Source organism: uncultured Sneathiella sp. (assembly GCF_963973085.1).
GTDB lineage: Bacteria > Pseudomonadota > Alphaproteobacteria > Sneathiellales > Sneathiellaceae > Sneathiella.
Genome location: NZ_CAXAXA010000005.1, coordinates 13,668 through 26,634 on the forward strand (window position 1 = coordinate 13,668; position 12,967 = coordinate 26,634).

At 54.5% G+C, this 12,967-nt stretch carries 10 protein-coding genes; all 10 read right to left on the reverse strand.

Annotation, left to right across the window (positions count from 1 at the left end; all coding sequences use genetic code 11):
* Window position 1 precedes the first annotated feature (1 nt).
* Window positions 2-1,315: a GTPase HflX gene (hflX, locus tag AACZ19_RS12995; protein WP_339634637.1), complete on the reverse strand. Its 1,314-nt coding sequence runs from the start codon at window positions 1,313-1,315 to the stop codon at window positions 2-4.
* A gap of 38 nt (window positions 1,316-1,353) precedes the next feature.
* Window positions 1,354-1,596: an RNA chaperone Hfq gene (gene hfq, locus AACZ19_RS13000; RefSeq protein WP_339634640.1), complete on the reverse strand. Its 243-nt coding sequence runs from the start codon at window positions 1,594-1,596 to the stop codon at window positions 1,354-1,356.
* A 216-nt stretch (window positions 1,597-1,812) separates the two neighbouring features.
* Window positions 1,813-2,667 (reverse strand): D-amino-acid transaminase, encoded by an 855-nt coding sequence (locus AACZ19_RS13005; protein ID WP_339634643.1) that lies wholly within the window; start codon window positions 2,665-2,667, stop codon window positions 1,813-1,815.
* Window positions 2,668-2,682: 15 nt separating this feature from the next.
* On the reverse strand, window positions 2,683-4,170 hold the full coding sequence (locus AACZ19_RS13010; protein ID WP_339634646.1) for a potassium transporter TrkG: 1,488 nt from the start codon (window positions 4,168-4,170) through the stop codon (window positions 2,683-2,685).
* A gap of 5 nt (window positions 4,171-4,175) precedes the next feature.
* The gene (gene trkA, locus AACZ19_RS13015; protein WP_339634649.1) at window positions 4,176-5,552 is read right to left on the reverse strand and encodes a Trk system potassium transporter TrkA; all 1,377 of its coding nucleotides are present in this window, start codon (window positions 5,550-5,552) and stop codon (window positions 4,176-4,178) included.
* 49 nt (window positions 5,553-5,601) lie between these two features.
* Complete coding sequence (locus tag AACZ19_RS13020; RefSeq protein ID WP_339634652.1) at window positions 5,602-7,008, reverse strand: sigma-54 dependent transcriptional regulator; 1,407 nt, start codon at window positions 7,006-7,008, stop codon at window positions 5,602-5,604.
* A 2-nt stretch (window positions 7,009-7,010) separates the two neighbouring features.
* Window positions 7,011-9,224, reverse strand: a complete 2,214-nt coding sequence (locus tag AACZ19_RS13025; protein ID WP_339634655.1) for a PAS domain-containing sensor histidine kinase — start codon at window positions 9,222-9,224, stop codon at window positions 7,011-7,013.
* A gap of 100 nt (window positions 9,225-9,324) precedes the next feature.
* Window positions 9,325-10,767, reverse strand: a complete 1,443-nt coding sequence (gene ntrC / locus AACZ19_RS13030) for a nitrogen regulation protein NR(I) (protein ID WP_339634657.1) — start codon at window positions 10,765-10,767, stop codon at window positions 9,325-9,327.
* 1 nt (window position 10,768) lies between these two features.
* A complete protein-coding gene (locus AACZ19_RS13035) occupies window positions 10,769-11,890 on the reverse strand; it encodes an ATP-binding protein (RefSeq protein WP_339634658.1) in 1,122 nt (373 codons plus the stop codon).
* Between the two features lies 1 nt (window position 11,891).
* Window positions 11,892-12,878, reverse strand: a complete 987-nt coding sequence (gene dusB / locus AACZ19_RS13040; protein WP_339634660.1) for a tRNA dihydrouridine synthase DusB — start codon at window positions 12,876-12,878, stop codon at window positions 11,892-11,894.
* Between the last annotated feature and the right edge of the window lie 89 nt (window positions 12,879-12,967).

Sequence of the window (12,967 nt, forward strand, 5' to 3'; positions counted from 1 at the left end):
GTTAAAGATCTTTGTTAAGAATTTTCTCGAGCCGCCCGAGGTTCTCTGGTGAGAATTTGGCCTCGATATGGACTATGTCTTCCTGATCGGTTCGCTCCAGCACGGTCCCGTTCCGGTATATCCAGGAGAGCGTTGCCCCGTCCTCTGCCGGGATTTCAAGCTCCAATACTTTCTGCCTGGCCGTCAGCAAGTCCTCTATCCGGCGGAGGAATGTCTCCGTGCCCTCCCCAGTGATCGCCGAGATAGCAACCTGCCCCTTCCCGCGCTCCGTGCTGTTATAGAGCTTTTCCTTCTCTTCAGGTTCCAGCACATCAATCTTGTTCAAAACTTCAAGATAAGTGCCTTCGTCATCCGTATCGACACCGAGCCGCTTCAGAACATCCAGCACGTCCTGCCGCTGCGCGCCCGTGTCGATATGGGTAATGTCGCGCACGTGAACAATCAGGTCCGCCTCCAGCACCTCTTCCAGGGTGGCGCGAAAGGCAGCGACCAGCTCCGTCGGCAAATCCGAAATAAAGCCGACCGTATCGGAGAGGATCACCGGCTGCCCGCCCGGTAGGGTAATTTTCCGCATGGTCGGGTCAAGCGTCGCAAACAAAAGATCTTCCGCGAAGACATCCGATTGTGTCATGCGATTGAAAAGGGTCGATTTCCCGGCGTTGGTATAACCGACGAGTGCAACGATGGGGTAAGGTATCTTCTTGCGCTTCGCCCGGTGCAGCTCCCGCGTCTGGACAACCGAGCTAAGCTGCCGCTTGATTTTCGTGATCCGCTCGTCAATCAGCCGGCGGTCGATTTCAAGCTGCGATTCACCGGGACCGCCAATAAAGCTCAGGGAGCCGCGCTGTCGTTCCAGATGGGTCCATGACCGCACCAGACGGGTCCGCTGGTAGCTGAGATGGGCAAGCTCAACCTGCAGGGCGCCCTCCTTCGTCTGCGCCCGTTCCCCGAAGATTTCGAGAATCAATCCGGTCCGGTCGACAATCTTGACTTTCCAGTGGCGCTCCAGGTTGCGTTGCTGTACGGGCGTCACCGGCCCGTCGATGATCACGACATCAATATGCGAGTTTTTGATGAAATCACCCAGCTCGTCAATCTTGCCGGTTCCGAACAATGTGCCCGGCCGCGCCTTGTTCAGAGTGATAATCTCGGAATGAACAACATTAAGGGAAATGGCAGCCGTGAGCGAGACGGCTTCTTCGAGGCAACTTTGCGGATCACGAATCTTGGTTTGGGTTGAACGCTTGATATAGGGGTGCAGAACCAGAGCCGCCTCCCCCGAACGCAAGTTCTCGCGTTCTGAATTAACTTCCATGTGGGGAATTTAGGCGCAGCATAGGGTCCTTGTCAGGGTCAGCTCTCGGCTGACGGGTCAAAAAGCTGAATAGGTCCGGCGGGCATCACCGTCGAGATGGCGTGCTTATAGACAAGCTGCTCATGTCCATCGCGGCGCAACAGAACGCTGAAGTTATCAAACCAGCTTATCGAACCCTGTAATTTTACACCATTAACCAGAAATACCGTAACTGGCACCTTGTCCTTGCGTACCTTGTTCAGGAATACATCCTGTACATTTTGTGACTTCTCAGCGGCCATCTCGAATTATCTCTCGTCTGTCATTAATCTAATGATTTGCCTTTTTATAATCCTATCAAGGTCTATTTGACGGCTTATGCAAACAAAGGGCAAAAAAGTTTCCCTGACATAAGGATTTATCGCCCTAAACACAAGCACTATCGCGCCTAAATTGCAACAAATAACGACTTTGACATAAAAACCACAGTCAAAGTTGAAAATTACGAAAATACTGTGTTAAATATCCTGCATGAATTTCTCGTAAATAGCCCTGAGTTGCTGTGAAACAATGCCCGGGTGACCATTTCCGATGATTTTATCATCTACCTTTACCACAGGCATGACATAAGTCGTGCTGCTGGTCAGAAACACTTCGCGTGCAGAATTCAGTTCTTCTTTTGAGAAGCTTCGCAGCTCAAGTTCAATATCATGTTTTTTCAGCTCCCGCAGGAGCGATGCCCGCGTGATACCAGCCAGAATAGAATTACTTGTCGGTCGGGTAACAACCTTTCCCTCTTGCGTAACGATCCAGGCATTGGTGGAACTGCCCTCGGTTACCATGCCGTCTTCATCAATCTGAAACGCTTCATACGCGCCCTTTTCCTTGGCTTCCTGCTTGGCCAGTACATTCGGCAACAGGGAGACCGATTTGATGTCCCGTCGGGTCCAGCGGATATCCGGCACGGTAATGACATTCACGCCGGCCTCCGCCGTTTTTTGCGCCTTTGCCATCGACAGTCTTTTTGCCGTCATGACCAGTGCGGGGGCCACATCCTTCGGGAAGGGATGATCGCGCGGGGCAACACCCCGCGTCACTTGCAAATAGATAATTCCGTTTTCAATTCCGTTGCGCCGGATCACTTCGCGCATGACCATTTTAAGCGGCGCGCGCTTCATCGGCGCATCCATCTTCAATTCTTCAAGACTGCGCCAGAGACGATCCAGATGCCCCTCTTCATCGATCATCCGGTTATTGAAGATTGTGACCACCTCATAGACCCCGTCGGCGAACTGGTAGCCGCGATCCTCAATATGAACACTGGCAGTCCGGTGCGGAACATACTGACCGTTTACATAAGCAATTCTGGACATCTTCTTCCTATTTCGTTAACGCCGCCACAGGGCCGGGTTGAGCAGGGAAAGCACAGCAAAAAATTCCAGCCGTCCCACCAGCATAGTGACACATAATAGCCATTTGGAAAAATTCGGTAAGGCCCCGTAGCTGATAAAATTCTCTTCACCGACAATCACATCCGTGATCAGGGGCTGGGCGGCTGAACCCGCGTTAGCGAGGTTCGTTACCGCAAGAGAAACCGACGACTGCAGATCGAGCCCATTGAAGGCGAGCAGCAGCGTCACCACGACAAGGGTACCACAATACAGAACGAAAAAACTCCAGGCGGAGAGTATCTGCTCACGTGAGATACGCTGATCACCATATGTCAGCGGAAAAACGCTGCTTGGAAAACTGAGACGATTGATTTCCGAATTTGACACCTTCATTAGAATACTGAGGCGCATGAGCTTGATTCCCCCAGCCGTCGAGCCGGTCGAACCGCCAATGGTGATTAGAACCAGGATCACAAGGAGCGCCCCGATCGGCCAATAATACTGACCGCTGCCGGAGACAAGCGGCATGTTATACCCCGTTGTCGTCACGGCGGAGACAGTATTGAAAACTGCATATCGCAAGGTATCGGGAATGCTCATATCCGTCTGGGTCATCATCAGGAAGAAAACAAACAGGCTGCCCAGCACGATCACCACCAGCAGATAGCGATATTCTGAGTCCTTGAAATAGGATTGCCGATCGCCATTGAAGAATGACCAGTGGAGAGAGAAATTGACGGCGCCGATCACCATGAAAATCATCAGTACAACTTCAATCCCACGGCTGGCGAACGCGGTTCCGGCTGTATTTGACGTCACAAACCCGCCGGTCGACAGGGTACTGAAGGCGTAGCACAGCGCATCAAAGGCCGACATACCGGAAAACCAAAGCGCAACAATGCAAATGGCCGTCAGCAGGCCATATATCTTCAACAGGGAGAGCACTGCGTAACCAAAACGACGCGAGACCTGACGGCGGCTGCTCTTGGCGAGCGCCCGGGTGAGAGGATTGTTTCCCGGTAGATTGAAGGCACTCGCCAGGGCAGAAAGGAAGACAATGATCGAAAACCCGCCCGCCCATTGGATGAGGCTCCGCCACAGCAGGATGGCCCGCGTCTGAATATCAAGATCATCGATAACAGTCGCGCCGTTTGTAGTGAAGCCGGATATGGCCTCAAAGTAAGAATTGGTCGCCGAGGGGATGGCATCGCTCAGATAGAAGGGCAAGGCGGCAAACGCCGGAAGCACGATCCAGATTAAGGTCGCCGCGAAGAAAGTCTCCCGTCGCCCCAATATTGTCATTTCCCGCCGCATGGCGAGAACCATGCCGCCGCCGAAGAACAGTGTCACGATCGCCGACACGACAAAGCTGGCGGCAAGCCCTGCCTGCCCCTGCGCCAGGGCGAAAGCCATCGGCACCAGCATTAGAGCCGCCAGGAATCCCAGAGCCCAGCCCAGAAAGGTAAAGACAGGTGCAAATAACATCGGTCTTAGAAAAATTCCAGGCCGACGGAAAACATTTCCTCAACCTTGTGAATGGATTCCTGAAGACCGAGAATGATTACCCGGTCGTCCTCCTGTATAACGGTTTCACCGCGCGGTATTTCAACTCTGTTCCCCTTGATGACGGCTCCGATGATGGTTCCCGGCGGCAGCTTGATATCGCGAAGTGGCTTCCCGACCAGCAGTGAGGTTTCAAGCGCATCTCCTTCCACTACCTCTGCAGCGCCGTCGCGGAATGAATGCAGACCGCGGATACGGCCGCGGCGGATATGACGGAGGATTTCCGACACCGTCGTCGCCCGCGGATCAACCACTACCTCGATGCCGAGCGATGTGACGAGATTGCCAAAAACCGGATTATTGATGAGGGTAACAGCGGTTTTCGTGCCCTGCCCTTTTGCCAGCAGGGACGACAGGATATTCACCTGGTCATCATTGGTCAGCGCCACAATCGTCTCGGCCCGCGCCGCGTTGGCCTCCTGCAGAAGCTCCGGATCTATCGCACTGCCATGAAGGACGACCGTCCGGTCCAGTTCTTCGGTAATTTTCTCCGCGCGGGCACGGTTATTCTCGATCAGCTTTAGCGAGACGTTCCGCATGTTCTTCTCAACATACTTCGCAAGATGCAGTCCGATATTTCCCCCGCCGACAATGACAATGCTGCGGGCCTCCTGCTCTTCATGACCGAACAACGGCATGGCACGGGCTACATGATCGGTGTCTGCGGCGAAATAGACTTCATCGTCCGGAAACATCTGATCCCCGCTGGCAGGAACAATCATCTTCCCATCACGATATATAGCGACAACCACGACGTTAAGGTCAGGGAAAAGCTCCGTTAGCTGCTTGAGCGGCGTATTAACGATCGGACAGTTTTCATCCAGCCGGACACCAATTACCTGAACTTTCCCGTCGCCGAATGACACCGTATCAAAGGCGCCAGGAACCTTGAGCCGCCGCTCTATCGCGTGCGCAACCTCAATTTCCGGCGAAATAATGACATCAATGGGCAGGTTTTCACGACTGAACAAATGCGCCCATAACGGATTTGTATATTGCTGCGCCCGGATACGCGCTATTTTCTTCGGTATATCGAAAATCGAATGAGCAATTTGGCAGGCGACCATATTGACTTCATCGCTGTAGGTGACGGCAATGATCATATCCGCGTCATACGCCCCTGCCCGCTCCAGTGCATCGGGATAGGACGCATGGCCAACCATCGTGCGGACATCCAGCTCGTCGCCAAATTTTCGCACAAGTTCGGCGGACTGATCGATCAGCGTTACGTCATTGCTTTCCTGGGCGAGCTGACGCGCGATATTCGAGCCGACCTGGCCTGCGCCACAAACGATAACTTTCATCGCCTCAAATTTCCCCTCATATACTGCCGGTTCCGAAAGCTATTGCCCCCTAGTCCGAGACTCTTTTCCGTTCGCCATTGCTAACACCAAGTGTTTTCAGCTTGCGATGCAGAGCTGACCTCTCCATACCAACAAATGACGCGGTACGCGAAATATTTCCGCCAAAGCGATTGATTTGGGCTTCAAGATACTCTTTCTCAAACCGTTCCCGCGCTTCACGCAAAGGCAACGCCATTATTTCCGTGTTCTCATTCTGTCCCGTCATGATAGAATGAGCCGAACCTGCATCCGCCGGCACCATATTGGCCGTGATCGGCGCGGTCTTGTCATCCGTTGCCAGTATCATGATCTGCTCGATAACATTTTTCAGCTGGCGGACATTGCCCGGCCAGGACGAGGCCTGCAAGGTGGCAATCGCATCCTCACCGACTTTGCGTAGCGGCAGGCCGGAGCTTTTTGAAAATCTCTCGACAAAATAACGGGCGAGCGGCCCGATATCCTCCGGTCGTTCTTTCAGGGATGGCACAAAAATCGGGACCACACCGAGTCGATGATAGAGATCCTCCCGCAGGCGGCCACTGGTCATTTCCTCTTTCAGGTCACGGCTTGAAGAGGAAATAATCCGTGCGTCCACTTTGATCTTTTCGGTTCCGCCGACCCGCTGAAAGGACTGATCGACCAGCACCCTGAGAATCTTGCCTTGTGTCTCCATCGGCATATCGGCAATTTCATCAAGGAAAAGCGTGCCGCCATGGGCCTGCTCCAACAGGCCGCGCCGACCACCTTTGACGGAATTCATCCGCCCTTCCTCTACACCGAACAGCTGTATTTCAAGCCGTTCCGGCGCCAGTGTCGCTGCATTCAATACGACGAACGGACCCGAGCTTCTGTTGGAACGACTATGAATCAGGCGGGCAACGACTTCCTTGCCGGCACCCGACGGCCCCGTAATGAGGACGCGGCTGTTGGTCGGGGCGACTTTTTCGATCGTTTGCTGGAGCTGGATCATGACATGGGACCTACAGATCAGCTCATTTGTTAGCTCGCTTCCCCGGGTTTTAAGCTCCGCGACTTCCCGGCGCAGCCGAATTGCTTCCAGCACCCTGTCGACAAGCTGGATGAGCCGCTCCGCCTTGAATGGTTTCTCGATAAAGTCATAGGCTCCCAGCTTAATAGCCTGTACAGCCGTCTCGATATTGCCATGACCTGAAATCATCAGGATCGGCAGGTCAGGCTGATCTTTCTTTACGGCCTGCAGTATTTCAATCCCGTCCAGTTTGCTACCTCGCAGCCAAATATCAAGAATCATCAGGCTTGGCCGCCGATGCGCGATTTCAGCAAGACACTGATCGCTGTTCGCGGCCATACGTGTCTCATATCCTTCGTCTTCAAGAATCCCCGCCACAAGTTCCCGAATATCGGCTTCGTCATCTACAATAAGAATGTCAGCAGACATTTTTAGTCATTCCCCGTTTTCAAACTCGGTTCACTCATTGGAAAAGCAATCCTGACCTTTGCTCCGATTCCAGTTTGCGTATCCATCATGGCGAGACTGCCACCATGTTCCTCCATAATCTTGTTGACGATCGCAAGTCCCAGACCCGTTCCCTTCTCGCGATGGGTAACATAAGGCTCGGTCAATCGGCTACGGTTTTCCTTGGGAAGGCCGCGGCCATTGTCCGTAATCTCGACAATGATCTCGTCATTTGTCGTCTCGATATTGACCTCGATACGTCCCTTTGGCAGTTTTTCACCATCGCCTTCCCGCCCGTCTATGGCATCGGCGCTGTTCTGCAGTAGATTGGTGAGAACACGGTTGACCTGCGACGCATCACAGGCGCAGGTCAACGCTGTCGCCGGGGCTTTGAACTCATACTCGATTTCAGGATGGGCTATCTTCTGCAGAAACACCGCTTGCCCGACAAGTTCGTTAATATCTTCAGGCTTGAATTCCGGTGTCGGCATCCGGGCGAAAGACGAGAATTCGTCGACCATCTGGCCGATGTCCCCGACCTGTCGGATGATTGTGTCTGTACATTGATTAAAGACATCAACATCCTCCAGAATTTGCCGCCCGTATTTTCTCTTTATCCGTTCTGCCGAGAGCTGGATCGGCGTAAGCGGATTTTTGATTTCATGAGCGATACGCCGGGCAATATCCCCCCAGGCGGCCATGCGCTGCGCCGAGACGAGATCGGTAATATCATCAAGGGTCACGACAAAGCCCTGGATACTGCCGCTGGAGATTTCCGCGGAGGCGCGCACCAGAAGATGGCGATGCCCGTCTCCGGCTTGAAGCTGTATCTGCCGCTCCACCACGCGATACGGCTTCTCCCGTATTTCGTCGAGCAGTGCCGCCATTTGCGGCTGTATCTCGGAAAAATATGACCCGATCAATTCAGAACTGGAGAGCCCGAGAAGTTCCGTTGCCTTGCGGTTCGGCAGGTTGATCACCCCATTTTTATCCAGCCCGATAACACCAGAGGAGACACCAGACAGCACAGCCTCGGTAAAACGCCGCCGTTCATCCAATTTTTCGTTGGTCATTTCCAACTCATAACGCTGGGTACCGAGTTGATCGGTCATTCGGTTGAAGGCGCGGCTCAGGGTGGCCATTTCATCATAGGCACGGCTTTCATCGACCTTTGCTGTCAAATCGCCGGACCGGACCCGTTCCGCCGCCTTCACAAGGCTCTCGATCGGACCGACGATACGGGAGGCGATCACCAGCCCAAACCAGACGGCCGCCAGAACAACCATCAGGGCGATGATAAAGAAGATAACGGCGAACTGGATCTGGATGCCAAATCCTTCCTCTTTCAGTTCTTCATACTCTGCGGCGGCAATGCGGGTTCGCTCCATATGCGCAAGCACTCTCGGTTCAACAAACCGCCCGACATACAGAAATCCGTCCAACATCCGATCCAGCCGGATCAGGGCGCGCACCTGATCATCTCCTTCTTCCGTGCTGATAACTACATCGCGCTCCCGCGCCTCTGCAAACAAGGCCGGGCTGATCTTGTCAAACTCGAGGGCGAAGCTGAGATCAGACTGGGCAATAACATTCTGCGCCCCGTCGATAACCACGGCCTCGCTCAGATTGCGGGCAATGACCTGATCGCTGAGATAGGAGCCGAACAAGCCCTGGTTCTCAAGAACCCGTGTCGGCGCACTATTGATCTGCGCCGCCATTTCCAACACGTCGGAACGGATATTCTGGATATGCTCCTTGATATAGGCATCGGCGACAGCGATCGATTCTGACACAGCCATATTCACCGGATCGGAAAAATGCCGCTGGAAGTAAATATTGAAGAAAAGTGCCGAAAATAGCGCCACCATAAGGGCCGGTGCGACGGCAATCAGGGAAAACAGTCGCAGGATACGGCGATGCATCATGCTGCCTGCCCCGCCGACCTGTCCCTTGCGCCATGTCCTGATCAACCGATGCGTGATGATTACTGCCAGAATGACGACAATGACAATATCAACAATAAGCAAAACACGCGTGTAAGCCGGATTATCGATGGTCAGGGATTCATATGTTGCGATGCCGCTCGCGATGGCCAGCATCGCGACGAAAAAAGACGTCTTCGGCCCCAACCCGATCTTCCGTGTCCAGCGGATGAATGAGAAGGACGGCTTTCCCTTAGTTTGCTGTGACTCGACCACAACCCCCTCCGACCGGCTTGTTCATGACGCGATCACGGTCCAAGGATTTCGCATCACTTTCAACTTTACGGTCAAAATACCACATTGTGGCATTTAAGCATCACTTGAGCCCGCGCACAACCTGAATATCCAGCTCCCGGATTTTTTTACGCAAGGTATTCCGGTTAACCCCCAGCAAGTCAGCCGCTTTGATCTGGTTTCCGTTGGTTGCCTCCAGCGACAGCGACAACAGCGGCCTTTCGACCTCGCGGATCACCCGCTCATACAGCCCGGATGGTGGCAGACTGCCCGAATGCGCCGCAAAGTATTTTGCGACATGCCGCTCCACCGCCATACCGAGACTTTCATCCGATCCGGTAATTTCCTCTGTATCGCCAATCTCCTGGGGCTGCAGTTCCTGCTGGATGACCGAAAGGTTGATAACGTCGTCTGAATAAAGGGCGGCAAGGCGGCGCACAAGATTTTCAAGCTCCCGCACATTGCCCGGCCATTTATGCTTTTTAAGCGCCTCTAATGATTCTTTATCAATACTCTTGACCGGCAGCCCCTCCTCCATCGCCTGGGCGAGAAAATGCCGGACAAGGTCGGGAATATCTTCCGCCCGCTCCCGCAGCGGCGGCAGGCGCAACGGTACCACGTTCAATCGGTAATACAGATCCTCGCGGAACAACCCCTGCCGCACGAACTGCCGCAAGTCCCGGTTGGTCGCGGCAACAATCCGCACATCTGTCCGGATCGCCGTCCGTCCGCCGACGGTCGTATATTCCCCTTGTTGCAATACACGCAGAAGCCGGGTCTGGGCCTCGATCGGCATATCCCCGATTTCATCGAGGAACAATGTCCCGCCCTGGGCCTGCTCAAACCGGCCAATGGCACGGGAATCCGCGCCGGTAAAAGCGCCTTTCTCATGACCGAACAGCTCCGATTCAATAAGCTCCTTTGGAATGGCCGCCATGTTGATCGGCACAAACGGTCCCGCTTTACGCTTGCCGTACTCGTGAAGGGCGCGTGCTACAAGCTCCTTGCCGGTGCCGCTTTCTCCCGATACCAACACCGTAAGATCTGTTCCCATGAGGCGCGCCAGCACCCGGTATATCTCCTGCATTGCCGGAGATCGGCCGATCAGAGGCGTTTTGGTCTCATCCTCCTCTTCTGCGCCCGAACGTTTTGCGGCTTTCTTCGGCTTGGAAAGTGCCCTTTCCACCACTTGAAGCAATACCTTCAGATCAAACGGCTTTGGCAGATAATCATAGGCCCCCCGCTCCGTCGCCTTGATTGCCGTCAGCAAGGTGTTCTGTGCGCTCATCACGACAACCGGCAGTTCGGGTCGGATTTTCTTGATACGCGGCAGCAGATCGAGGCCGTTTTCATCCGGCATAACCACATCGGTCAAGATGATATCGCCCAATCCTTCCAGCACCCAGTTGTAGAGCGTAGCCGCGTTGCCAGTAGAGCGCACAACGTAGTTAGCCCGTGCAAGTGCCTGCTCTAGGACAGTGCGAATACTCTGATCATCATCTGCGACTAAAATTGTGCCGGGCATATTATTCCGTATCCGTTTTATTAATGTAGTAAACCGGCAGACGGATCAGCGCCTTGCCACCCTCTCCCGATGTGTCAAACTCGACGATACCCCCATGATCCCCGACAATCTTGGCCACCAGAGCCAGGCCAAGTCCGCTGCCGCCAGCCTTCGTGGTGACAAAAGGATCGAAGATATGCGGCATGATTTCCTCCGGAATACCGGGCCCGTTGTCGTGTATCCCGACTTCCAGCGGCAGTTGCACCTTCTCCTGCGCGCCGGGAACGGCAAGGCGGATACCGTGACGATAGGCCGTGCTCAAGGTGATCTCCCCGCTAGCTTCCGGGGTTGCCTCCGCCGCGTTCTTCACCAAGTTTAAAAGCACCTGAACGAGTTGGTCGCGATTGCCATACACAAAGGGAAGCGACGGGTCGTAATTTTCGCGAAAGGTGATGTTGCGACCAAAGCCTGCCTCGGCCACCCGCCGGACATGTTCCAGAACCTCATGGATATTAACGGCATCACGGTCGATCGGCCGGTCATCCGAAAACGCCTCCATGCGGTCGACAAGCGCGCAAATCCGGTCCGTCTCGTCGCAAATCAGCCGGGTCAGTGCTCGGTCGGCATCAGACGCGTTCATTTCCAACAGCTGCGCCGATCCGCGAATGCCGGAGAGCGGGTTTTTCACCTCATGAGCCAGCATGATCGCCATCGCCGTAACAGACCGCGCCGCGCCGCGATGGGTAAGCTGCCGGTCCATCTTGGCTGCAATGGTCCGCTCCTCGATCTGGACCACCACATTCGGTGTTCCGTACATCAGCGAGACCTGCAAATTGACATTCTTCACGCCGGTTTTGGGAGTTCCAAGATCAACGCTATATTCGGAAACACAATCCCCAAGGGTCCGGACCTGCTCCACCAAGCCCAGTAGCGGGCTGTCGAACGGAACAATCTCCTCCACCGTCATCCGGGTCAGCATTTTCGCCGACAGGGCGAAAAACTCCTCCCCCGCCGGGTTGGTCATGCAGATATACCCGTCGTCATCAATCACGATCAGCGGATCGGGTAAAGCGTTCAGCACAGACAGCGCATCCACATCCGTTTTCTTGCGTTTTGCGCCGCTAAAGGGATTTGGCAGGGCCATGTTATGCGCTTTCCTTCAATTGCAGGTCATTGTAAAACACGTTTATCTCATCGCGCACTTGATGCCGGTCCGTCAGGCGGACGACCTTCTGCCGAAAAGTTTCGCCGCCCGGCAATCGCGCGGAATACCAGCCCAGATGCTTCCTGGCGACCCGGACGCCAACCTCTTCCCCGTAAAGGGAGATCAGGGCGTCATAATGCTCCAGAAGGACGGAGCGTTGCTCATCGAAATCCGGGTCCGGCAGCGTCTGCCCGGATTTGAAATGCTCCGCCACCTGCGACACGAACCAGGGCCGGCCATAGCTGCCCCGTCCGATCATCACACCATCGGCACCAGACTGGGCCCGAGCCTCGACCGCATCCTCAACTGTCTGGATATCCCCATTGACGATAACGGGCAGCGACACCGCCTCCTTGACCTCGCCGACATATCGCCAGTCCGCCGCGCCTTTGAAGAACTGGCATCGCGTACGGCCATGCACCGTCAGCATCCGGATGCCCGCATCCTCGGCGATTTTTGCAAGCTCCGGCGCATTGCGGCTCTCCTCGTCCCAGCCCGTCCGCATTTTAAGGGTTACCGGTATGCTGACGGCATTAACCGTCGCCTTGAGTATCTTTCCGGCATGATCGAGATCGCGCATCAGTGAGGAGCCCGCCATACCGGCCGTTACCTTTTTTACCGGGCAGCCCATATTGATATCGATGATCTTCGCGCCCATTTCCTCATTCAGCCTTGCCGCTTCGGCCATAATCTCCGGATCGCAGCCTGCAAGCTGGACCGCCATTGGCTGGTCATCATTCGCGGAGCGGACGATACGAAGAGACCGCCGCGTTTCCGCGACCATGGCCTTGCTTGCCACCATTTCCGAGAACACCATCCCGGCCCCGTACCGCGTCACCAGACGACGAAAAGGCAGGTCTGTGATACCGGCCATAGGTGCCAGAAAAACCGGAGGGTCGATCGTAATTGAATCGATAGTAATGACCATTTATTATGCAATTAAAAATATGACTAATATTTAGGCACTATAGTGCGGTCTCTGCCGCACTGCAACAGAATCATTCGTAAGCTGTCAAT

Bases quoted from the DNA above. Each gene is read 5' to 3' on its own strand.
- hflX (WP_339634637.1), bottom strand. From the start codon at position 1,315: ATGGAAGTTAATTCAGAACGCGAGAACTTGCGTTCGGGGGAGGCGGCT.
- hfq (WP_339634640.1), bottom strand. From the start codon at position 1,596: ATGGCCGCTGAGAAGTCACAAAATGTACAGGATGTATTCCTGAACAAG.
- AACZ19_RS13005 (WP_339634643.1), bottom strand. From the start codon at position 2,667: ATGTCCAGAATTGCTTATGTAAACGGTCAGTATGTTCCGCACCGGACT.
- AACZ19_RS13010 (WP_339634646.1), bottom strand. From the start codon at position 4,170: ATGTTATTTGCACCTGTCTTTACCTTTCTGGGCTGGGCTCTGGGATTC.
- trkA (WP_339634649.1), bottom strand. From the start codon at position 5,552: ATGAAAGTTATCGTTTGTGGCGCAGGCCAGGTCGGCTCGAATATCGCG.
- AACZ19_RS13020 (WP_339634652.1), bottom strand. From the start codon at position 7,008: ATGTCTGCTGACATTCTTATTGTAGATGACGAAGCCGATATTCGGGAA.
- ntrC (WP_339634657.1), bottom strand. From the start codon at position 10,767: ATGCCCGGCACAATTTTAGTCGCAGATGATGATCAGAGTATTCGCACT.
- AACZ19_RS13035 (WP_339634658.1), bottom strand. From the start codon at position 11,890: ATGGCCCTGCCAAATCCCTTTAGCGGCGCAAAACGCAAGAAAACGGAT.
- dusB (WP_339634660.1), bottom strand. From the start codon at position 12,878: ATGGTCATTACTATCGATTCAATTACGATCGACCCTCCGGTTTTTCTG.